Annotated in this window: 19 protein-coding genes; 8 read left to right on the top strand and 11 right to left on the bottom strand. The window is 71.7% G+C overall.

From position 1 onward, the window contains the following. Positions 1 to 19 precede the first annotated feature (19 nt). Genes cutA through O7624_RS20990 form a run of 3 tightly spaced genes read right to left on the bottom strand, consistent with a single transcriptional unit; the run spans position 20 to position 2,196 of the window. Complete coding sequence (gene cutA, locus O7624_RS21000; RefSeq protein ID WP_093405300.1) at positions 20 to 340, bottom strand: divalent-cation tolerance protein CutA; 321 nt, start codon at positions 338 to 340, stop codon at positions 20 to 22. A gap of 9 nt (positions 341 to 349) precedes the next feature. Further along, positions 350 to 1,366 (bottom strand): 1-acyl-sn-glycerol-3-phosphate acyltransferase, encoded by a 1,017-nt coding sequence (locus O7624_RS20995; protein ID WP_282236970.1) that lies wholly within the window; start codon positions 1,364 to 1,366, stop codon positions 350 to 352. Then, positions 1,366 to 2,196 (bottom strand): patatin-like phospholipase family protein, encoded by an 831-nt coding sequence (locus O7624_RS20990; RefSeq protein ID WP_093405517.1) that lies wholly within the window; start codon positions 2,194 to 2,196, stop codon positions 1,366 to 1,368. The genes O7624_RS20995 and O7624_RS20990 overlap by 1 nt, the downstream gene beginning before the upstream one ends. A 186-nt stretch (positions 2,197 to 2,382) precedes the next feature. Here O7624_RS20990 and O7624_RS20985 point away from each other — a divergent pair, with 186 nt between their 5' ends. Further along, positions 2,383 to 4,083: a serine/threonine protein kinase gene (locus O7624_RS20985; RefSeq protein ID WP_282236969.1), complete on the top strand. Its 1,701-nt coding sequence runs from the start codon at positions 2,383 to 2,385 to the stop codon at positions 4,081 to 4,083. Positions 4,084 to 4,093: 10 nt separating this feature from the next. Here the strand turns inward: O7624_RS20985 and O7624_RS20980 are convergent, their stop codons facing one another. The 7 genes from O7624_RS20980 to O7624_RS20950 form a co-directional block, all read right to left on the bottom strand. Beyond that, entirely contained in the window at positions 4,094 to 5,155 is a 1,062-nt protein-coding gene (locus O7624_RS20980) for a glycosyltransferase family 4 protein (RefSeq protein ID WP_282240701.1), read from the bottom strand. A gap of 151 nt (positions 5,156 to 5,306) precedes the next feature. Next, a complete protein-coding gene (locus tag O7624_RS20975) occupies positions 5,307 to 5,978 on the bottom strand; it encodes a BON domain-containing protein (protein ID WP_093405292.1) in 672 nt (223 codons plus the stop codon). 175 nt (positions 5,979 to 6,153) lie between these two features. Beyond that, positions 6,154 to 7,710: a trypsin-like peptidase domain-containing protein gene (locus O7624_RS20970; RefSeq protein WP_282236968.1), complete on the bottom strand. Its 1,557-nt coding sequence runs from the start codon at positions 7,708 to 7,710 to the stop codon at positions 6,154 to 6,156. A 65-nt stretch (positions 7,711 to 7,775) separates the two neighbouring features. Then, positions 7,776 to 9,326, bottom strand: a complete 1,551-nt coding sequence (locus O7624_RS20965) for a HAMP domain-containing sensor histidine kinase (RefSeq protein ID WP_282236967.1) — start codon at positions 9,324 to 9,326, stop codon at positions 7,776 to 7,778. Next, on the bottom strand, positions 9,323 to 10,024 hold the full coding sequence (locus tag O7624_RS20960; RefSeq protein ID WP_093405284.1) for a response regulator transcription factor: 702 nt from the start codon (positions 10,022 to 10,024) through the stop codon (positions 9,323 to 9,325). The genes O7624_RS20965 and O7624_RS20960 overlap by 4 nt, the downstream gene beginning before the upstream one ends. Positions 10,025 to 10,137: 113 nt before the next feature. Continuing rightward, entirely contained in the window at positions 10,138 to 11,103 is a 966-nt protein-coding gene (locus O7624_RS20955) for a lysophospholipid acyltransferase family protein (RefSeq protein ID WP_282236966.1), read from the bottom strand. Beyond that, positions 11,100 to 11,864 carry a GNAT family N-acyltransferase gene (locus O7624_RS20950; RefSeq protein WP_282236965.1) on the bottom strand — a complete coding sequence of 255 codons (765 nt, stop codon included), beginning with the start codon at positions 11,862 to 11,864 and terminating at the stop codon, positions 11,100 to 11,102. The genes O7624_RS20955 and O7624_RS20950 overlap by 4 nt, the downstream gene beginning before the upstream one ends. A gap of 165 nt (positions 11,865 to 12,029) precedes the next feature. On the opposite strand from O7624_RS20950, the gene O7624_RS20945 reads away from it, so the two are divergent. The 7 genes from O7624_RS20945 to O7624_RS20915 all read left to right on the top strand — a co-directional run bounded on the left by O7624_RS20945 (position 12,030) and on the right by O7624_RS20915 (position 22,164). Next, entirely contained in the window at positions 12,030 to 12,677 is a 648-nt protein-coding gene (locus tag O7624_RS20945) for a hypothetical protein (RefSeq protein WP_282236964.1), read from the top strand. 149 nt (positions 12,678 to 12,826) lie between these two features. Next, positions 12,827 to 13,762 carry an ATP-binding cassette domain-containing protein gene (locus tag O7624_RS20940; protein WP_282236963.1) on the top strand — a complete coding sequence of 312 codons (936 nt, stop codon included), beginning with the start codon at positions 12,827 to 12,829 and terminating at the stop codon, positions 13,760 to 13,762. Next, on the top strand, positions 13,759 to 14,574 hold the full coding sequence (locus tag O7624_RS20935; RefSeq protein ID WP_093405272.1) for an ABC transporter permease: 816 nt from the start codon (positions 13,759 to 13,761) through the stop codon (positions 14,572 to 14,574). The genes O7624_RS20940 and O7624_RS20935 overlap by 4 nt, the downstream gene beginning before the upstream one ends. 273 nt (positions 14,575 to 14,847) lie before the next feature. Next, positions 14,848 to 18,621 (top strand): multifunctional oxoglutarate decarboxylase/oxoglutarate dehydrogenase thiamine pyrophosphate-binding subunit/dihydrolipoyllysine-residue succinyltransferase subunit, encoded by a 3,774-nt coding sequence (locus tag O7624_RS20930; protein ID WP_282236962.1) that lies wholly within the window; start codon positions 14,848 to 14,850, stop codon positions 18,619 to 18,621. Positions 18,622 to 18,708: 87 nt separating this feature from the next. Then, positions 18,709 to 18,888, top strand: a complete 180-nt coding sequence (locus O7624_RS20925) for a DUF6104 family protein (RefSeq protein WP_093405266.1) — start codon at positions 18,709 to 18,711, stop codon at positions 18,886 to 18,888. A 76-nt stretch (positions 18,889 to 18,964) separates the two neighbouring features. Beyond that, on the top strand, positions 18,965 to 21,049 hold the full coding sequence (gene pta / locus O7624_RS20920) for a phosphate acetyltransferase (RefSeq protein WP_282236961.1): 2,085 nt from the start codon (positions 18,965 to 18,967) through the stop codon (positions 21,047 to 21,049). Further along, the gene (locus O7624_RS20915; protein WP_282236960.1) at positions 21,046 to 22,164 is read left to right on the top strand and encodes an acetate kinase; all 1,119 of its coding nucleotides are present in this window, start codon (positions 21,046 to 21,048) and stop codon (positions 22,162 to 22,164) included. Before pta ends, O7624_RS20915 begins: the two co-directional genes overlap by 4 nt. Positions 22,165 to 22,175: 11 nt before the next feature. On the opposite strand, the gene O7624_RS20910 is transcribed toward O7624_RS20915, so the two are convergent. Next, positions 22,176 to 22,343, bottom strand: coding sequence for a hypothetical protein (locus O7624_RS20910; RefSeq protein WP_170863447.1), 168 nt, complete (start codon positions 22,341 to 22,343; stop codon positions 22,176 to 22,178). Between the last annotated feature and the right edge of the window lie 74 nt (positions 22,344 to 22,417).

Genomic DNA, 22,417 nt, shown 5'->3' with positions numbered 1-22,417 from the left:
GGCACCAGAGTGCGCGTACTCAGGAGCGGGTGTGCTCGAAGACCCAGGCGGCGTACCCGGGATGGCCGCAGTCCACCCGGGTGACCAGAATCTCCGGCACCTCGTAGGGATGGCTGGCCCGTAACTGCTCGACCAACGCATCGACCCGGTCGGGTGCGGTCTTGAACTGCACCGACCACTCGGTGCTGGTCTCCACCCCCGACCGCCACCAGTACGTGCTGTCCACCTGGCCGCCCACCTGCGCGCAGGCCGCCAATCGCCCGGCCACCGCGGCGGCAGCCAGCAGATCGGCGACCGACCGCGCGTCGACCACCGTCGTCACCACGCTGATCTGCTCCACCTGCGCACCCTACGTCGCCTCGTCGCGGTTGGTCGCGATCCACTCGTCTATCCGACTCCACCATTCGTAGAGCCAGTCGATGCGCTCCTGCCGGCCGGTCGGCACCTCCTCCGGCGGCACCGACCAGAACCGCATCACCAGCCGCTTGTCCATCGGCAGCTCCCGCCACACGTCGGTCACGGTGAGCATGCGATCCAGGCCGGTGTGGGCCACGAAGATCACCCCGGCGTCAGGTGCCGCGTCCAGTGCCGCCAGCAGTCCGCCCGGCTGTGGGGCGAGCACGTGCCGCATCGCCTCCGCCTTCAGCGCCATCCGCTCATGCCCCCGGTCCCGCAACCGCGCGATGGCCCGCAGCCGGCGTTTCGGGGTGAAGTTGCTGCCCTCGGGAAAGATCACGAAGGCGTCGTCGTCGTCCAGGCCGGTGGCGAGGTGCCCGACCTGCTCGGTAAGCGAGCCCCGGCCGTCGCGACCCGGCGCGATGAACCGGCTCGGCAGCCGGTTGAGCAGCACGTCGATCGCCGGGTCCCACTGGAGGGTGTCCTTCAGGACGATCCGTGGCTCGCGCTGGAACCAGTTCACCAACGCGTGGATCAGGATGAACGAGTCCCCCGGACCGGCGTGCCGACACAGCACCAGTTCCGGCCGGCCCGGCAGCGCGGTGTCCGGGTCGGTACCGACCACGTCGATGCGCAGCCGCAGCATCCACCGGGCCTGCCAGAAGAACACCCGCAGGAACCAGCCGGCAAGCACGTAGTGGGCCCGCTGGAAGGCCGGCGCCCGCACCCGCCAGCCGAACCCGGAGCCGACCCAGAGCCCGAAGAGGCTGAGCAGCGCCGCCGCGTCCCAGACCAGGTAGAAACAGCCGAGCCAGAGCAGTCGCAGCGGACGCAGGTGCCCGGGGACGAACGGGGACATGGCGAGGGCAAGCAGGGCCCACAGCGGCACCGTGGTCACCAGCAGGATCGCCAGCAGCACCACACCGGGTGCCAGCAGCAGTCGGCGCAGCCAACGCGGCGGTAACGGCATCAACGTTCCAGGTTCGCCAGGTAGTGCCGGGAGGCCGAGTACGCCCGGCTGATCCGCCGGCCCACCGCCGCCATGTCCCGGTACGCCCACGGAGTGTCGTCGCGCGGTTCCAGCCCGCCGGTCGGCAGGACGTGCACCTCCACCCCGTCGGGCAGGGCGGCCATCTCCCGGGCGAACCGGTGCCGGCGGGCGATCTCGAACGCGACCTGGGCGATCTCCCAGGGCCGCCGGGGCGGTGCCAGCGCCCGCTCGATCCGGCCCACCTGAAGTACGAAGATTCGCCCGGCGCCGGCCGCGACCGCCTCGCCGATCGGGATGGAGTTGACGATCCCGCCGTCCACATAGTGCTGGTCGCCGATGCGGGCCGGCGGCAGCAGCCCCGGCACCGAGGCGGAGGCGAGGACCGCCGGCACCACCGGTCCGCTGACGAACCAGTGCTCGGCGGCCCGCTCGATGTTGGCCGCGCAGCACCGGAACGGAATCTTCAGATCGGCGAAGGTGGTCTGGGCGCCGAGTTCGTTCTCCAGCAGCTTCCGCAACGGGCGGGGCGAGTGCAGATGGGTACGGGCGGCGAAGCGCCGCAGCTGCCGGGCGACCGAGTCGCCGTACACCTCGCTGGCCTCCGGGGAAGCCCAGAGCCGTACCAGCCGGTCGGTCACCGCCTCGGACGGGTCGGCGGCCACCAGGGCGCCGTTTACCGCGCCGATGGAGGTGCCGAGCACCAGGTCGGGTCGGATTCCGGCCCGGAACAGGGCGCGCAACATGCCTACCTCGACCGCGCCCAGGACGCCCCCGCCGCCGAGCACGAAAGCCACCGGTCCCCGCGCCATGCCGTTCATCCTGGCACGGCCGGTCCCGACGGTCCCGTCCCGTACGCCCCTGCGCCGGGGAACACCGCCGCGCGACGACGCCCGCCGGTCATCTCGACCCGTCCCATGTCCATCGAGGCCCGTTGACAGGGGGGCAACATTCGCGCAACCTGATACCGCTCCCACATATGAGGGCAGGTGCAATCCGTGAAGCCAGCACTGCAGCCCGGCCGGTTGCTGGCCACCAGGTACCGGCTGATCGACCAGATCGGCTCCGGCGGCATGTCGGTGATCTGGCGGGCCCACGACGAGGTACTCGACCGGGTGGTCGCACTGAAGGTGCTCGCCCCGTCACTTGCCGCCGACGCCAGATTCCGCGACATGGTCCGCGAGGAGGCCCGAGCCGCCGCACAGCTGGTGCACCCGAACGTCACCTCGGTGCACGACTACGGCGAGACGGTGTCGCCGGACGGCGCCATCACCTCGTTCGTGGTGATGGAGCTGCTCGCCGGCGAGGAACTGGAGTTCCGGCTCACCGAGGGGCCACTACCGTGGCCGCAGGCGGTGGAGATCGGCGCCCAGGTCGCCGACGCGCTGGCCGCTGCCCACCGGCTCGGCATCGTGCACCGGGACATCACCACGGCCAACGTGATGATGACGCAGGTCGGTGCGAAGGTGCTCGACTTCGGCATCGCCACCCGGATCGGCGCCCCTGACGACGACGAGGACGGCGCCACCTTCGGCACCCCCGCGTACGTGGCGCCGGAACGGCTCGACGGTGCTCCGGCCCAACCAGCGACCGACGTCTACTCGCTCGGGGTGCTGCTGCACGAGACCCTGACCGGCCGGGTCCCGTACCCGGCGGACACCTGGGATGAACTCACCGTCGCGCTCGCCGAGCGCCCACCGCCGTCGCTGGCCGGGGTGCCGGGGCTACCGGCCACGGTGGCCGAGATCTGTCTGCGCTGCCTGTCGCGGGATCCCGCCGACCGTCCCACCGCCCGGCAGGTGGCGACCGTGCTGCGGGACCAGATGCTGCTCGCCGATCCGCAGGCCAACACGATGCTTGCGCCCACCGTCACGCTGCCCGCGATGGGGCGGACCGACGTCGCCCCGGCGCCTGTCTGGGTCCCGCCGACCACCGGCCCCACCGCTTTGCAGCCCGCCCTCACCGGGGCCGTCTCCGGCGCGCTGGCGGGCACCTCGGTCGCCCCTTCCGGTGGCGTCGCCGACGGCGCCGCCGGACATCCGGATGGGCGCGACGCGCAGACCGGCACCGGGGTGGTCGACGATGCCGGCTTCGTACCGGTCTCCGGGGCCGACCCGGGGCGGGGACGGCGGCTGCCGCGCCCAGCACCGGTGACCGGGGACGACCCGCCACCGGGACGGCGACTTCGACGCCCGCTGCTCGTCACGGCGGCCGTGGTCACGCTGATCGCTGCGGCGCTGGCGGTGCCGGCGCTGCTGCCGGACGATGACGCCGGACCGCCCGCCGTACTACCCACGACCGGGCCGACGGCGACGTCCGAGCCGGCCCCGCCGGAGGTCACCGCCAGCGTGCCGCCGACCTCCGCACCGTCGAGCACCGCGTCCCCGCCAGCGGCGACGACCGGCGCGTCGAACCCACCACCGGGTGGCGACAGCCTCGTCGAGGCCGCGAACCGCCTGGACGAGGTGATCGGTGCCGGTCTCGCCGACGGTGGCATCCGCGACGACGTCGGCATCGACCTGCGCAACGAGCTGCGCAACCTCACCCGGGCGGTGACCGGCGGCGAGGGCGAGCTGGGGCCGGGCGTCGCCCGGCTCCGGGAGAAGGTCTCCATCCGACTGCGCGAGAACGGGCTGAGCCCGGCGTACGCAGAGCAGTTGGACGCGGCGATCACCGCGCTCGGTGCCGCACAGGTCTGAGAGCGACAGGTCAGGTCGGGGTGATCCGGGCCGGCTCACGCACCGCGGCACGCGGGGTCGCGGCGGCGAGGAAGCGGCGGTACACGTCCTCGTAGCCGACGGCCATCCGTTCCGTGGAGAAGGTCCGGGCCACGTGTGCCACGCAGTCCTTCGGGTCGAGGTCGGCGGCTTGGCGCAGCGCCGCCGGCAGCTCGTCCGGCCGTTGACAGATCAGCCCGCTCACCCCGGGGCGGACGAGTTCCGGCACCGCTCCCCGGTTCAGCGCCACCACGGGTGTCCCGGTGGCCATCGCCTCCAGCATCACGATGCCGAAGGGCTCCTCCCACTGGATCGGCATGACCAGGCAGCGCGCCTCGACCAACAGCCGCAGCACGGCCTTCCGGTCGGCGTCGAGCATCACCTTGACGTCCGGCCCGAGCATCGGCCGGATCACCTCGTCGTAGTAGCGCCGCTCGGCGGGCTCGTTGCACTTCCCGGCCAGCACCAGCGGCAGACCCGCCGCCCGGCAGGCGCGGATGGCCAGCTCCGGCCCCTTGTCGGGGCTGAACCGGGCGAGCCACAACACCGGCCCCTGACTGGGGGTGTCCTTGCGCGGAAAGTCGTCGAGGCTCATCGCGTTGTGCACGGTGCCGACCCAGGGCAGGTGCGGATTCAATCCCCGCTGGGCGTGTGAGATCGCCACCAGGCCCACCCCCCGGTCGGTGTTGCTGAGTACCGTGCCGTACTCGCCCACCGGGTTGCCGTGCACGGTTGCCACCGTGGGTACCTCCCGCCGGCCGGCCACCAGCGGGCCGATCGTGCTGTGGTCGTGCACGATGTCGAAGTCGGCCGCACTGAGCAGATGGTTGACCCGGGCCAGGTGGGCCAGTTCGGGCAACGCCTCCCCGAGGCGGTCGAACTGCAACTCGTCGAGGGTGGCGAGGAAATCGGCGGCGGTGCCGTGCACCGCACCGGCACCCATCAACGTCACCGCGTGCCCCCGGGCGACCAGGGCGTCGGCCAGGCCGGCCACCACCTGTTCCAGTCCGCCGTAGCCGGGCGGCGGTACCGACAGCCAGGGCGGCACGACCATAGCGATCCGCAATCGCTGCTCACGCGCAAGGTTGTCGGCCACGTGCCCTCCCCGTCGCTGTCCGGAGGCGTCGGCCCCGATCGGCTGCCGTGCTGGGATCGAGCGTCTTCCCGGTCCCGGCAGGGACAAACCGGGTCGCCGGGTCACCGATTCAGCCACCTACCAGCAGTTGGTCCCGTACCATGCACACACCCTCGGCCGACCACGCGATCCGCTCCGCCTGGTCCCGCTCCCACCAGGACCGCACCACTCCGCTCAGGGTCACCGTGTCGCCGCGCACTTGGACGGTCACCCGTTCCGTGCCGATCCCCCGCAGCAGGGCCCGTTGCACGTCGGTGCGGACCCGGTCGCTGTCGGCCGGGGCGGCGGGCTGCACCTCGACCAGGTTGGTGACACCGCGTACGCCCCGCAGCCGGCGCAGCTCCCGCTCGGCGGTACGCCGCTGCCAACCGAACTCGACCGCACCTCGCAGCATCAGCCAACCGTCGGCGACGGTGAGGTCCAGCCGCTCGGCCGGCACGAAACTGTTCCACTCCAGTGCCCGGCTGGCCGCGATCGCCAGGTCGCCGTCGGTGATGTCGACCGGGCCGGTGGGGCGTACCTCTATGTCGTCGGCGACCGCCCGCACCCCGCGTACCCGTTGGGCCCCGCGCACCGCCGCCCACCGGCGGGCGGCGCTGTCCACGCCGCCGGTGAGCGAAACCACCCCGTCGCGCACGCTCACCCCGATGTCGGTCGAACGCACCTGCGCGTCCCAGGCGAGTTCGTCGAGCACGTCGCGCTGGATCCGGTCGTCGCTGCGGGTCGCCGTCGTCGCGGTCATGGCACCCCCATCCGCCTCGGGTCTTGTCCCCCGAGGCTGCCCGCCGACGGGGTGAGAAGGGCTCACCCGGTCGGGGTGAACCGGCCCGGAGAAGGAAAAAGGGCGGCGGGTGCCATGGCCAACCCCCTTGGCCACGCCACCCGCCGCCCCGGAGGGAGGAAGCAGGTCCTGTTCGTTAGGACGCTTCGGCGAGCGTCACGGTTGCCGTCGCCTCGGCGCCATTTCGCTGGTACGTCACCTCGACCTGGTCACCGACCTTGCCGGCCTGGACGGCGGCCACCAGGTCGTTGGAGTCGTTGATCACCTTGTCGCCGAACCGGGTGATCACGTCACCCTGTTGCAATCCCGCCCGCTCGGCCGCGCTGCCCGGGTTCACCGCGCCGATCAGCGCGCCGCCGTCGGGTGCCGCGTTCACGCTGACCCCCAGCGACGGGTGGCTTACCTTCTCGCCACGCTGGAGCTTCTCCGCGACGTCCTTGGCCTTGTTGCTCGGGATGGCGAAGCCCACGCCGATGTTTCCGGTGCTGCCCTGTCCCGCGGTGGCGATCGCGGTGTTGATGCCGATCACCTCGCCGCGGGTGTTGACAAGTGCGCCACCTGAGTTGCCGGGGTTGATCGGGGCGTCGGTCTGCAACAGCCCCGAGATCGAGCTGACCGCCTGACCCGGGAGTTGCTGGCCGCCACCGGCCTGGATGGTGCGGTCCCGGGCGCTGAGGATCCCAGCGGTGACCGAGCCCTGCAGACCGAGCGGGCTGCCCAGTGCGAGCACCTGGTCACCGACCTGCATGGCGTCACTGTCGCCGAGGGTGGCCGGTTGGAGGTCGGTCAGCCCGTTCGCCTTCAGCACCGCGAGGTCGGTCTTCGGGTCGGTGCCGACGACCTCGGCCTGGGTGCTGGTGCCGTCCGCGAAGAAGACCCGGACCGTGTCGCCGCCCCCGGCGATCACGTGGTTGTTGGTCAGCAGGTAGCCGTCGGCACTGAGCACCACGCCGGAGCCCTCACCACTGCCGGTGCTGATTGACACGACGCTGTCCTGCACCGACGCGGCGATGCGCGGCAGGTCGGCGCCGTCGATCACAGGCGCGGCGCTGTAGGTGCGGGTCACCCCGCCGCCGTCGCTCAGCGCCAGGGTGAGCGCCCCACCGGCGACGCCGCTGCCCAGCATCAATGCGAACACCGCCACGCCGGCTCCGGCAAGCTTGGCGATCTTGCCGAGGCGGGGCCCGCTGGACGGAGTGGGTGCCCACGTGGCCGGCTGCCCCGGGTACCCGCCCGGAGTTCCGGGCTGCCCCGGGTAGCCACCCGGCGTGCCGGCGGCCTGCCCGGGATACCCGGACTGGGCCGCACCCGGCCCGGTCGGCTGGGCGCCGCTCCAGGCGGGCTGGCCGGGATACCACGGGTTTGTGGGGTAGCGGGCACCCGGCTGGTACGGATGCTGGTGGTGGTGGTGGCCGCCGGTCGGCGCCCAACTGGGCTGACCGGAGACCGGCTGTGCCGCCGGGGTCGAGCCGGCGGGGGCCGGGGCCGGCTGGCTCGGCGCGGCGTCCGGGCCGGCCGGCGACGGGTCGACGGCCCGGACCGGTACGGTCGGCGCCTCGACCGTCGGGTCGGCGTCGGGACGGGCGGGGGACGGGGAGTCGGACCGCGCGTACTCGGCGCGGGACAGCTCGGGATGCGACGGCTCGGCGTCGGTAGGGGCCGGCCGGCGCGGGTCGGACTCGTACTCGGTCATGCCCCTACCTTCTCCCATCGCTCTGCGTCCCGCCTTGGGCTGAACTGAGGATTGGCTGAAAATCACTAGTCATCGATGTCGGTGTCCGGTGCGAGCGGCAGCCGTACCCGGAAGGTGGCACCGCCACCCGGCGTCTCGGTCACCTCGACCGTGCCCTGGTGCACGGTCACCAGCGCGGCCACGATGGCGAGGCCGAGACCGGTGCCGGTGTTACCGTCGGTCCGGCGGGTACGCGAGGCGTCCACCCGGTAGAAGCGCTCGAAGACCCGCTCCGCCTGCTCGGCCGTGAGCCCCGGCCCGGTGTCGGCCACCTCGATCACCGCCAGGTTGCCGGGTTCGGCGCGCAGCCGCAACATGACCGCCGCACCGGGCGGGGTGTGCCGCACCGCGTTGGTCATCAGGTTGCCGATCACCTGCCGCAGCCGGGCGTCGTCGCCGCGTACCACAAGCGGCCCGGAGCCGGGCTCGATCTCCAGCTCGATCCGCCGGTCCGGTGCCATCGCCCGGGCCGCCGCCACCGCGTCGGCGGCCAGCACCGGCAGCTCCACCGGGGCGAGCGAGAGCGGTCGTTCGCGATCCAGCCGAGCCAGCAGCAGCAGATCCTCCACCAGCAGACCCATCCGGGCCGCCTCGTCCTCGATGCGGCGCAGCAGGTCGGAGGTCTGTTCCGGGGCGCGGGCCGCACCCTGGCGGTACAGCTCAGCGAAGCCGCGGATGGTGGTCAGCGGGGTACGCAGCTCGTGTGAGGCGTCCGCCACGAACTGGCGCATCCGTTCCTCGGAGCGGCGGGCCCGGGCTTCGGAGGCTCGGGCCCCCTCGGCGGCCTCCCGGGCGGCCACCTCGGCGGCCCGGGCGGCGGACTCCGACGCCGCCCGGGCGGTGAAGGCCATCTCGATCTGACTGAGCATCGCGTTCAGGGCCCGGGAGAGCCGCCCCAGCTCCGAGGTCGGGCAGGGCTGACCGTCCTCCGGGTCGGGCACCCGTCGGCTCAGGTCTCCGCCGGCGATGGCGGCGGCGGTACGTTCGATCTCCACCAACGGCTTGAGGCTGGTCCGGACGATCGCTGCCCCGATCGAGGCGAGCAGCACCAGCACGGCCCCACCGACCAGCAGGTCGATCCAGATGAGCCGTTTGACCGCCTGGTCCACGTCGGTCAGGTGCTGCGCGATCGCCGTCCACTGACCGTTGGGCAGCTCGGTGTACAGCACTCGCCAGCGCATGTCGCTGGCCCGGGCCCGGGCGGGGAACGGCTTCCCGGCCGCCTGCTCGAAGCCGGCGGCGTTCTCCGGCCAGGGCGGCAGGTCGTTGATGTCAAACCGCTTGGTGTCGAAGTAGACCCAGGAGACGGCGCCGGTCCGGCTGTCGGTGAAGACCACCAGGTAGTCGGTGGGCAGGTCGGTGCCGAACCGCTCGGCGCCGGCCACCGCTTCGAGGTTGTTGGCCGAGGTCGTCAGTTCCGCGTCCACCTGGTCGACCAGGTAGCTACGGAGGAAGATCGTGGTCAGCGAGGCGATCACCAGCAGCGCGGCGGCGACCAGGGTCAGCACGGCCGCGACCAGCTTGACCCGCAGCGGTACCGCGCGGAGCCGGAGCTTGCCCTGCTGGAGGGCGTTCACGCCGCCGGCTTGCGCAGGACGTACCCGACGCCACGCAGGGTGTGGATCAGCCGGGGATCGGTCGTGTCGACCTTGCGACGCAGGTACGAGATGTACGACTCGACGATGTTGTCATCGCCCCGGAAGTCGTAGTTCCACACGTGGTCGAGGATCTGCGCCTTCGACAGCACCCGGTTGGCGTTGAGCATCAGGTAACGCAGCAGTTTGAACTCGGTAGGCGAGAGCTGCACCCGCTGACCGGCCCGGTACACCTCGTGGGTCTCCTCGTCCAACTCCAGGTCAGCGAAGGTGAGCCGGGCGGGTGCCTGATCGCCGGTGCTGGTGCGGCGCAGCACCGCCCGGATGCGGGCGGTCAGCTCCTCCAGGCTGAACGGCTTGGTCACGTAGTCGTCGCCGCCCAGGGTGAGCCCACGGATCTTGTCGTCGGTCGCGTCGCGGGCGGTGAGGAAGACCACCGGGGTACGCGTGCCGCCCTCGCGCATCATCCGGATCACCTCGAACCCGTCGAGGTCCGGCAGCATCACGTCGAGCACCACGAGGTCGGGACGATGATCCCGAGCCGCGCTGAGCGCGGCGCTGCCGCTGGTGGCGGTGGCCACGTCGAATCCCGCAAAGCGCAGGCTCGCGGAGAGCAGTTCGAGGATGTTGGGATCGTCCTCGACGACGAGCAGTCGCGCCTCGGTCTGGGTAGCGGCCATGCCGCCCATCATCCGCGCAGACACTGCGCCTCTGCTGGGCGGACCCTGGAAAAAACCTGTGAGCGACAGGATCGGCCCGCTGCTCCAGCCACCGGGTCACCCGGCACCGACGGTCAGGCGGCCAGCGGCAGCTCCCGCTCGCCCGCCACCCCGGCGGGGGATGCCGCGGCCGGAGAACGGGTCGGTCCCGGCAGCGCTGTCGCTGCGGGCCGCGCCGGCTGCCCGGGCACGGCAACCACCGACGTCGGCTGCGCGACTGGCGTCGACGGTACGAGATGCACCGCCGACTCGGCGACCCGAGCCAGCGCCCGCCGGTCGGCGGACCGTCCCGGATGCAGCGGCGCGGCGATGTCGACGCAGACCGTCAGGCTCCGGACGGCGAGCATCCGCCGCACCGACCGCAGCAGGGTCTCGTCGCCCACGAAGGCCGGTGCCGTGGTGGTCTCACCGGTCACCCCGCAGCGGTAGCCGATCCGCAGTGGCACGACGGGCGCTCCGGCGTCGATCGCGGCCTGGAACATCGCCGGCCGGAAACCGGTCGGCGGACGGCAGCCGGCTGCCGCACCGCACCAGGTGGTGCCCTCCGGGAACACCGCGACCGAGCGGCCCGCCCGCAGCGCCGAGGCGACCCGACCCACCGTCGCGGGCAGCCCACGAGGGCGAGAACGGTCCACGAAGACGGTGCCGCCCGCGCGGGCGAGCAGACCGATCAGCGGCCACCGCCGTACCTCCTGCTTGGCCACCAGCCGGGCGGGCGCGACCGCGAGCAGCGCCAGGACGTCCCACCAGGAGACGTGGTTGGCGACCAGCAGGGCCCGCCGCCGAGGCAGCCGACCGCGCACTTCGAGGCGTACGCCGCAGGCGCGGGCGGTGGATCGGGCCCAGCCGCGCAGCGCGGCCTGACGTTCCCGAGTCGGCAGCGCCGGAAGCAGGGCCGCCAACCCGACGCCGAGCCCGAGCAGCCCGAGCAGGCCGGCGGCGCGACCCAACTGCCGGACCGCCGAGATGGCGGGAGCATCGCCGGGGCCGGGCAGGCAGTCCGGACCGCAGCCGGAACTGGGCCGCCACAGCGTGTTCACGGCTGCCCGCCGAGGAAGTGCCGCAGGTAACGCGGGTTGATCCGATCCATGGAGAGCAGCACGTAGAAGTCGGCCACCCCGAAGTCCGGGTCGTACGCCGGCTCCCCGCAGAGCTGGGCGCCGAGCCGCAGGTACCCGCGCAGCAGCGGCGGGACCAGCCGGGCCGATCCGGCGACGGTCTCGGTCGGCACGCCCGGTTCGGCGAACCAGGGTCGCAGCGGCCGGACCCGCAGCGGCGGCGGTGACAGGTGCTTAGCCCGCGCCTGGGCCCAGACCTCGGCGGCGGCGAGGCCACCGTCGGCCACCGGTACGGAGGCACACCCGCCGAGCCAGCGCAGCCCGCGCAGGTGCAGGTAGCGGGCGATGCCAGCCCACATCAAGTTGATCACCGCTCCGCTGCGGTGCGCGGGGTGCACGCACGAGCGGCCGGCCTCGACCAGCTGGGTACGCAACGGGTCGAGCGCGGTCAGGTCGAACTCGCCCTCGGCGTAGCGGCGGTTGGTGCGCCCCGGCGGAAGCAGCCGGTAGGTGCCGACCACCTCACCGCTGCTCTCCTGGCGCACCACCAGGTGATCGCAGTAACTGTCGAAGACGTCGCGGTCGAGGCCGGCCGCGTCGGCGGACACGGTGGCGCCCAACTCGCCGGCGAACACCTGATGACGCAGGCGTTGCGCGGCCTCGACCTGGCTGGGATTGTCGGCGATCGAGAGGGTGTAGCCGCTGGTCGTCAGTGCGACGCCCGCGGCTGGCAGAACGGCCATGCCCTCTGTGTAGCGCCCGGTCGGTTGCCGGCCATGGTGGCCGGCGATGTCGATCCGGTGAACGCCGGTCGGCGACCGGTGGCTGACCCGCCACCGCAGCCGTCAGCAGCGGCGTGCGAGGCTGCCGGTGTCCCGGCGACGATGCCGGGTGGGCGGAGGGGCTTGATGATCATCGAGGGGCGCTTCAACGGACCGTCCGGCTCAGGCAACGGCGGTTGGAGCGCCGGGGTCTTCGCCGCCGCCTACGGCGGGGACGGTCCGGTCGAGGTGACCCTGCGCCGACCGCCGCCGCTGGACACCCCGTTGACGCTTGTGGACGCGCAGGTGCGCGACCCGGCCGGCGAGGTGATCGCGCAGCTGCGCCCGGCCGGCGATCTCGGCGAGGCCGTCCCGCCGGTGGACCTGGCGACCGCCCGGGCCGCCTCGGCGGCGTACCCGGGGCTGGTGGAGCACCCGTTTCCCGGCTGCTACGTCTGTGGCCCGGAACGCGCCGACGGCCTGCGGATCTTTCCGGGTCGGCTGCCGGACGGCCGGACGGCCGCGCCGGTGCGGGCGCCCCGGCAGGTCGTCCTCGCCACGGTCTGGGCGGCCCTGGACTGCCCCGGCGGCTGGGCGGTGATCGGCGCCGGCCGCCCGTACGTGCTCGGCCGGATCGCGGCCCGGATCGACGCGCTGCCCCGTCCGGGCGACGAGTGCGTGGTGACCGGTACGTTGATCGGCACCGAAGGCCGCAAGGCGTTCGTGCACACCAGCCTCTACGCCCCGGACGGCCAGCTACTCGGCCACGCCCGGGCAACCTGGATCGCCGTGTAGAGACGCCTGTCCATCGGCTCGTACCTGGGGATGAGACGGCTCCTGCCTGAGGCGGACCACGATTTCCCGAACGAGTCCGATTGAATTGTTTGACCATTAACGTCACGCTGTGCAACGGCGCACCCCGGCGCCGCCACGGGAGGAGAACGATGACCGACGGGCGACCAAGCCCCACCAACGACGCACAGATCGTGGTTTCCGGTCTGACCAAGCGGTACCGCAACGTGCTCGCGGTCAACAACCTGTCCTTCACGGTCGAACCGGGTCGGGTCACCGGCTTCCTCGGCCCGAACGGTGCGGGTAAGACCACCACCCTGCGCATGCTGCTGAATCTGGTCACCCCGACTGCCGGCGGGGCGACCATCGGTGGCCAGCGGTACCCCGAACTGGCCGACCCGCTGCGGCACGTCGGCGCGGTCCTGGAGGCGTCCAGCGCGCACAAGGGCCGCACCGGCATCAACCACCTGCGGGTGATCTGCGCCGCCGCCGGGCTGCCGCGGGAGCGGGCCGACCAGGCGTTGGAGCTGGTCGGGCTGACGCCGGCCGCCAAGCGCAAGTTCAAGGGCTACTCGCTGGGCATGAAGCAGCGGCTCGGCATCGCCGCCGCGATGCTCGGCGACCCGCGGGTGCTGATCCTCGACGAGCCGGCCAACGGGTTGGACCCGGAGGGCATCCGGTGGATGCGCGGGTTCCTCAAGGGCCTGGCCACCGAGGGCCGCACGGTGCTCGTCTCCAGCCACCTGCTCTCCGAGATGCAGTTGCTGGCCGACGACGTGGTGATCATCGCGGCCGGGCAGTTGGTCCGGCAGGGGCCGGTGGAGCAGGTGATCGGTTCCATGGCGCAGGGCGTCCGGGTCCGGGTCCGCACTCCGCAGGCCGACGCGCTCACCGCCGCGCTGAAGGACGGGCCGGCCACGGTGGAGAGCGACGGGCAGGGCGCGCTCCTGATCGGCGGGGTCGACGCCCCGACGGTGGGCCGGGCGGCCCTGGCGGCCGGGGTGGAACTGCATGAGCTGACCACTGAACGACCCGACCTGGAACGCGTGTTCCTGGAGCTGACGGCCGGAAAGGCGGGCATCCGATGAGCAACCTTGTCCGCTCCGAACTTCTCAAGATCCGTACGACCAGCACCTGGTGGTGGCTGGCCATCGGGGCGTTCCTGTCGATCGCCCTGGCCTTCGCCTTCAACGCGTGGCTGGCCAGCGAGACGCTCAGCGGCGGCGGGGAGGAGTTCGGCTACACCGGCGACGCCGCCTCCGCGCCCGCTCAGGCGGCGAACCTCTACACCTCGGGGCAGTACCTGGGGCTGATGTTCGTGATGCTCATCGGCATTCTCATGGTCACCAACGAGTTCTTCCACCAGACCGCGACCACGACGTTCCTGGCCACCCCGCGACGCACCTCGGTGATCGTCAGCAAGCTCATCGCGGCCAGCCTGCTCGGCTTCGCGTTCTGGCTGGTCACCACGATCATCGACCTCGCCGCCGGTGCGACGTTCCTGTCGCTTAACGACTACGGCACACTGCTCGGCGAGTGGGAGGTGCAACGGGCCCTGCTGCTCAACCTGATGGCGTACGCGATCTGGACGGTGCTCGGCGTGGGCATCGGCACGCTGATCACCAATCAGTTGGGCGCGGTGATCACCGCCTCGGTGCTCTACCTGATCGGAACCCAGGTGGTGGGCCTGCTCTTCCTGCTGCTGGCCAACGTGCTGGACAACATGGCCGTGATCAAGTGGCAGGTGGTCTGGCCGGCCGCCGCCTCCCAGGTGATGATCACGCCAGGCGAGAACGAGATGCTGCCCGCCTGGTGGGTCGGCGCGCTCGTGCTGGTGGGGTACGCCGTGGTCAGCGGCGTGGTCGGAATCCTCATCACCCGGCGCCGCGACGTCTCCTGACACCCGGGCGACCGACTCGGGTCGCCTCCGCCCCGACGGGCCCGGTGCACCGGTCGACAGCCGGCGCACCGGGCCCGTCGGCCATAGCAGCGATCAAGGGAATACGCAGCGCTTACCGAACTTCTGGCATCTTCTGTGAATCCGACCACGCGACGGAGGCGGAAATGCCCCGGGGTTCGCTACGGCGTAGCCTGGAACCGTCCTCTGCGTCCGTCCCGGCGCATCGGACACCGCGTGACACACAAACCCGCGTGAAAGAGGCGATTACCGGCCGTGTCGACCCAGCAGACTTCGCAGGAGAACCCACTGGCGGGTTTCGGCCCGAACGAGTGGATCGTCGAGGAGATGTACCAGCGCTATCTCGCCGATCCCAGCAGCGTCGACCCGGCCTGGCACGATTTCTTCGCCGACTACCGTCCCGGCCAGAGCACAGCGGGCACCGGTGACGGGCGGCCGGCCACCACCGCCGCGACCACGGACGCCACCCCGGCCAGGACCGAGCCGGCGACGAAGAGCGAACCGGCGGCGAAGGCCGAGCCGGCGGGCAAGGCGGAACGCGGTACCACGGCGGCGACGTCGAAGCCGGCAGCCGCCGCGTCGAAGCCGGCGCCCGCCGCGAAGCCGACCACCGCGAAGCCGGCCAAGGCCGAGCCGGCGAAGAGCCAGCCGACCCGGACCGCGCCCACCGCCAACGGGCCACAGACCACCCCGCTGCGCGGAGTAGCCGCCAAGATCGTCCAGAACATGGATGCGTCGCTGGCCGTACCGACCGCGACGAGTGTCCGAGCCGTGCCGGCCAAGCTCCTGGTCGACAACCGCATCGTGATCAACAACCACCTCGCCCGGGGCCGCGGCGGCAAGGTCAGCTTCACCCACCTGATCGGCTACGCCCTGGTGCGGGCGCTCGTCGCCCACCCCGAGATGAACAACTCCTTCGCCGAGGTCGACGGCAAGCCGGTGATGGTCCGCCCCGAGCACGTCAACCTGGGCATCGCCATCGACCTGACCAAGCCGGACGGCAGCCGTAACCTGGTGGTCCCCTCCATCAAGGCCTGCGAGCAGATGGACTTCCGGCAGTTCTGGCAGGCGTACGAGGACGTCGTCCGGCGCGCCCGGCGCAACGAGCTGACCATGGAGGACTACTCCGGCACCACGATCTCGCTGACCAACCCCGGCGGCATCGGCACGGTGCACTCCATGCCGCGACTGATGCAGGGCCAGAGCGCGATCATCGGGGTCGGTGCCATGGAGTACCCGGCGCCGTACCAGGGCATGAGCGAGGCCACCCTGGCCGAGCTGGCGGTCAGCAAGGTCATCACGCTGACCAGCACGTACGACCACCGGATCATCCAGGGCGCGCAGTCCGGCGAGTTCCTCAAGGTCATGCACGAGCTGATGCTCGGCGAGCACGGCTTCTACGACCAGATCTTCACCTCGCTGCGGATCCCGTACGAGCCGGTGCGCTGGATGCGCGACGTCGCGGTCGACAGCGAGGGGCAGATCAACAAGACCGCCCGGGTCCACGAGCTGATCCACTCCTACCGGGTTCGTGGCCACCTGATGGCTGACACCGACCCGCTGGAGTTCAAGATCCGCAAGCACCCGGATCTGGACGTCCTCCAGCACGGGCTGACCCTGTGGGACCTGGACCGCACCTTCCCGGTGAACGGCTTCGCCGGCCGGCAGCGGATGAAGCTGCGGGAGATCCTCGGCGTCCTGCGCGACTCGTACTGCCGCCGGGTCGGCATCGAGTACATGCACATCCAGGACCCGGCCGAGCGCCGCTGGATCCAGGAGCGGGTCGAGCGCAAGTACGAGAAGCCGCCGGCCGGGGAGCAGAAGCACGTGCTCAACCGGCTCAACGCGGCCGAGGCCTTCGAGACCTTCCTCCAGACCAAGTACGTCGGCCAGAAGCGCTTCTCGCTGGAGGGCGGTGAGTCGCTCATCCCGCTGCTCGGTGAGGTGCTGGAGGCCGCCGCCGAGGGCGACCTGGACGAGGTTGTCATCGGCATGGCCCACCGGGGTCGGCTCAACGTGCTGGCCAACATCGTCGGCAAGCCGTACGAGAAGATCTTCTCCGAGTTCGAGGGGCACCTGGACCCACGCTCCACCCAGGGCTCCGGCGACGTGAAGTACCACCTGGGCCAGAACGGCAAGTTCACCACCCCCGACGGCGACCACGCGGTGAAGGTCTCGGTGGTGGCGAACCCGTCGCACCTGGAGGCCGTCGACCCGGTGCTGGAGGGGATCGTCCGGGCCAAGCAGGACCGCATCGACCTCAAGCTGGAGGGCTACACCGTGCTGCCGCTGGCGGTGCACGGTGACGCGGCCTTCGCCGGCCAGGGCGTGGTGGCCGAAACGCTCAACCTCTCCCAGCTGCGTGGTTACCGCACCGGTGGGACGGTGCACGTGGTGGTCAACAACCAGGTCGGCTTCACCACCGCCCCGGAGTACAGCCGCTCCAGCCTCTACAGCACCGACGTGGCCCGGATGATCCAGGCCCCGATCTTCCACGTCAACGGCGACGACCCGGAGGCCGTGGTCCGGGTCGCCCGGCTCGCCTTCGAGTACCGCCAGGCGTTCAACAAGGACGTCGTCATCGACCTGGTCTGCTACCGGCGGCGCGGGCACAACGAGGGCGATGACCCCTCGATGTCCAACCCCCAGATGTACCGGATTATCGACTCGAAGCGCTCGGTCCGCAAGCTCTACACCGAGGAGCTGATCGGGCGGGGTGACATCACCCTGGAAGACGCCGAAGAGCTGCTGCGCGACTACCAGGCACAGCTTGAGCGGGTCTTCAAGGCCACCCGCGACGCGGCCAGCACGCCACGTCAGCTGAGCCGCCCGCCCCGGCAGGACGAGCCCGAGCCGCAGGTGGAGACGGCGACCGAGGCGTCGGTCATCAAGGCCATCGGTGAGGCGCACGTCAACCTGCCGGACGGCTTCACCCCGCACAAGCGGATCCGGCAGCTGCTCGACCGGCGGGCCCGGATGGCCGTCGAGGGCAACATCGACTGGGGCTTCGGCGAGATCATCGCTTTCGGTGCGCTGCTGCACGACGGGGTCACCGTCCGGCTCGCCGGGCAGGACTCGCGTCGCGGCACCTTCGTGCAGCGGCACGCCTCGATCGTCGACGCGGAGACCGGCGACGACTACCTGCCGCTGCAGTCGCTCACCGCCGACGGCGAGCGGTCCCGGCTCTTCGTGCACGACTCGCTGTTGAGCGAGTACGCGGCGATGGGCTTCGAGTACGGCTACTCGGTGGAGAACCTCGACGCGCTGGTCTGCTGGGAGGCGCAGTTCGGTGACTTCGTCAACGGCTCCCAGTCGGTGATCGACGAGTTCATCTCCTCAGGTGAGGTGAAGTGGGGCCAGCGGTCCGCGGTGACCCTGCTGCTGCCGCACGGCCACGAGGGCCAGGGGCCGGACCACACCTCCGGCCGCCCGGAGCGCTTCCTCCAGCTCTGTGCCGAGGACAACATGCGGGTGGCGAACCCGACCACCCCGGCGAACTACTTCCACCTGCTACGCCGCCAGGCCCTCTCGCCCAAGCGCAAGCCGCTCGTGGTGTTCACACCGAAGTCGCTGCTGCGGCACAAGCTCTGCGTCTCGTCGGTGGAGGACTTCACCACCGGCACCTTCTCCCCGGTGCTGGCCGACCCGGCGGCCGGCAACCCCGAGCGGGTCAAGCGGGTGCTGCTCTGCTCGGGCAAGGTCTACTACGACCTGTTCCAGGCCCGGCAGGAGCGCGGCATCAGCAACACGGCGATCATCCGGCTGGAGCAGCTCTACCCGATGCCGGTGGAGGAGATCCGGGCCGCGCTCGCGCAGTTCCCGAACGCGGAGGACTTCGCCTGGGTACAGGAGGAGCCGGCCAACCAGGGTGCCTGGTCGTTCGTCGCGCTCAACCTGCTGGAGCACCTCGACGGTGTCCGGCTGCGCCGCATCTCCCGTCCGGCCGCCGCGGCGCCGGCCGTCGGCTCGGCGAAGATGCACGAGGTCGAGCAGAACGCGTTGATCGAGGCGGCACTTCCCCGCCCCTGACGAGAACTGACCCGGTCCCGTCCCGCCCTACGGTGGGGCGGGACCGGCCGGCTTCACCGGGGCTCCGGTGAGGAAGCGAGTAGGACCATGTACTTCACCGACCGGGGCATCGAGGAACTGGTCGAGCGGCGCGGCGACGAGCAGGTCAGCCTGGAGTGGCTGGCCGCCCGGCTGCGTGACTTCGTCGACGTGAACCCGGAGTTCGAGGTGCCGATCGAACGGTTCGCCACCTGGCTGGCCCGGCTCGACGACGAAGACGACGACTGATCGCCGGGCGGCCACCCCGGCTGGCCCGGGTGGGCAGGTCCGAGGACCCACGCGGGAACAACCCTGATCTTGTAGCGTGAGTGCCGTGGCCCGCAGCGTGTACCTGACCAGTGTCGGCTCGGGCGGGGGGAAGTCGACGATCGCCCTCGGCCTCGCCGAGTTGTTGTCCCGGCAGGTCGGCGGGATCGGCGTGTTCCGTCCGCTGGTCGCGCAGGATCGCCCCGATCCGATCCTCACCCTGCTCAGCGAGCGTTACCGGGTGGGGCTACCGGTGGCAGACCTGAACGGCACCACGTACGCCGAGGCCACCGCCCTGGTCGCCGACGGTCGTCGGGAGGAGTTGATCTCCCGGATCGTCGAGCGCTACCGGGACGTGGAGCGACGGTTCGCGGCGATGGTCGTGGTCGGCAGTGACTTCGCCGCCGCCGGTGACACCGCCGGCCCGCGCGAGCTGGCCTTCAACGCCCGGCTGGCCACGGAGTTCGGCAGCGTCGTGGTGCCGGTGGTGGACGGCTACGGGCAGCAGCCGGCGGCGATCGCCGCCGCCGCCCGGGGCGCGTACCACGACCTCGCGGACCTCGGCGCGACCGTGCTCGCGGTGCTGGCCAACCGGGTCCCCGGGGCGATGGCGCTGCCCCGGCTGCCGGTCCCCGCGTACGCCATCCCGGAGGTGCCGAGCGTCTCCGCGCCGACGGTGGCGGAGGTGGCGGGGGCGCTGGGCGCCACGCTGCTGGCCGGTGACGAGACCGCGCTCGCCCGCGACGTGCTCGACTACGTCGTCGGTGCGGCCCACGTGCCGACCCTGCTGGAACACCTGACCGAGGGCGCGCTGCTGATCATGCCGGGTGACCGGGACGATCTGCTGGTGGCGGCGAGCGCCGCACACGTCGCCGGCCAGGTGTCGCTGGCCGGGTTGGTGCTCACCCTCGGCGTGCCGCCCGATCCGCGGGCGATGCGTCTGGTGGAGGCGCTGAACGCCCGGCTCGCGGTGCTGTCGGTGACCAGTGACAGCTACCACACGGTGGCCGCGTCGAGCCGGATCGAGGGTCGGCCCAGCGCCGGGAACCCCCGAAAGGTGGAGGCCGCGCTCGGTGCCTTCGAGGCGCATGTCGACACCGTCGAGTTGGCCGGCCGGCTACGGGTCAGCCGGTCCGCCCGGGTCACCCCGTTGATGTTCGAGTACGACCTGATAGACCGGGCCCGGACCCGGCGGCGGCACCTGGTGCTGCCGGAGGGGACCGAGGAGCGGATCCTGCGCGCCACCGAGATCCTGTTGCGCCGGGGAGTGGCCGATCTGACCCTGCTCGGCCGGCCGGAGGAGGTTGCCCGGCGGGCCCGGGAACTGGGGGTGGACATCGGCGAGGCCCGGGTGGTCGACCCGGCGAGCAGCCCTTGGCGCGACGAGTTTGCCGAGGCGTACGCGAAGTTGCGCGCGCACCGGGGGGTCACCGCCGAGTTGGCGCACGACATCGTCGCCCAACCCAACTACTTCGGCACCATGATGGTGTGGGCGGGCCACGCCGACGGCATGGTCTCCGGTGCCACGCACACCACGGCGGCGACCATCCGGCCGGCCTTCGAGATCGTCAAGACCCTGCCGGAGGTCTCCGTCGCCTCCAGCGTCTTCTTCATGCTGCTCGCCGACCGGGTGCTGGTCTACGGCGACTGCGCGGTCAACCGCGATCCGGATGCCGCCCAGCTCGCCGACATCGCCATCTCCTCGGCGGACACCGCGGCCCGGTTCGGCATCGAACCCCGGGTGGCGATGCTGTCCTACTCGACCGGGAGTTCGGGCGCGGGCGAGGACGTGGAGAAGGTCGCGGCGGCCACCGCGCTGGTCCGGCAACGCCGACCCGAACTGGCCGTCGAGGGCCCGATCCAGTACGACGCGGCCATCGACCCGGCCGTCGCCGCCACCAAGCTGCCCGGCAGCGCGGTCGCCGGCCGCGCGACGGTCTTCATCTTCCCGGACCTGAACACCGGCAACAACACGTACAAGGCGGTGCAGCGCTCCGCCGGAGCGGTGGCCGTCGGGCCGGTCATGCAGGGCCTGCGCCGGCCGGTCAACGATCTCTCCCGGGGGGCCACCGTGCCGGACATCGTCAACACCGTGGCGATCACCGCCATCCAGGCCGCCGCGCTCGCCGAGGTGCACCCGTGAGCAAGGTGCTGGTGCTCAACAGCGGATCTTCGTCGATCAAGTACCGGCTGTACGACGGCGACCGGGTGCTGGACAAGGGCACCGTCGAGCGGATCGGTGAGCCCGGCGGTGGGCCGAGCGACCACACCGGCGCGATCCGGCAGATCCTGGACGGGCTGGACCTGACCGGCCTCGCCGCCGTCGGGCACCGGGTGGTGCACGGCGGCCAGCGGTTCACCGCACCGACGCTTGTCGACGACGAGGTGCTGGCCGCCATCACCGACCTGGTGCCGCTGGCGCCCCTGCACAACCCGGCGAACCTCGCCGGCATCGAGGTGGCCCGCCAGGCCCTGCCCGAGGTGCCGCAGGTCGCCGTCTTCGACACCGCGTTCCACCACACGCTGCCCGACTCCGCCGCCACCTACGCGATAGACCGCGAGGTCGCGCAGCGGTACGGAATCCGGCGGTACGGCTTCCACGGCACCTCCCACGCGTACGTGTCCCGGCGCACGGCGGAACTGCTGGACCGCCGGTACGAGGAGATCAACACGATCACACTGCACCTGGGCAACGGCGCCAGCGCCTGTGCGGTGGCCGGCGGACGAAGCGTCGCCACGTCGATGGGCATGTCGCCGTTGGAGGGGCTGGTGATGGGCACCCGCAGTGGCGACCTCGATCCGACGATCGTGTTCCACCTGCGATGCGAGGGCGGACTGGGCGTCGACGAGATCGATGACCTGCTCAACCATCGCAGCGGCCTGCTCGGGCTGAGCGGGGTCAACGACATGCGAGAGCTGCTCGCCCAGCGGGCAGCCGGCGACCAGGCCGCAGCGCTCGCCTTCGACGTCTACTGCCGCCGGATAACCGGCTACGTGGGGGCGTACTACGCGCTGCTCGGCCGGATGGACGCGGTCACCTTCACCGCCGGGGTCGGCGAGCACGCGGCGCCGGTGCGCGCAGCGGCGCTGGCCGGGCTGGACCGGCTCGGCATCACGGTCGACCCGGACCGCAACGCGGGCAGCGGCGACCGGATCATCTCGCCGGACGGCGCGGAGGTGGCCGTCTGCGTGATCGGTACCGACGAGGAGCGGGAGATCGCCCGCGCCGCCCGGGCCGTGGTCAGGGGCGGCGACTGACGCCGGCCCGGTCAGCCGAAGGCGAGCCAGGTGGCGAGGGCGAGCAGCACCGCGGCGACCACAGCCGCCCCGATGATCAGACCAGTACGCGACGCGGCCTCCGCCGGAGCGGCCTCCGTGTCGACGAAGGCACGGAACGCCTCGGTGTTGCCGCTCGGGTCGGTGTAGTTCTCAGCCATGCCGGGAACCTTAGCGAAACCTGTCCAGCCGGCGTGCCCGGTGCGCCCGTACGCGCCGCGGATGGTGCGGGCAC

Origin of the sequence: Verrucosispora sp. WMMD1129 (assembly GCF_029581255.1) — a bacterium.
GTDB classification, from domain to species: Bacteria; Actinomycetota; Actinomycetes; order Mycobacteriales; family Micromonosporaceae; genus Micromonospora; species Micromonospora sediminimaris.
The sequence above is the reverse complement of the archived record's forward strand: the minus strand, read 5'-3'. Positions and strand labels throughout refer to the sequence as shown.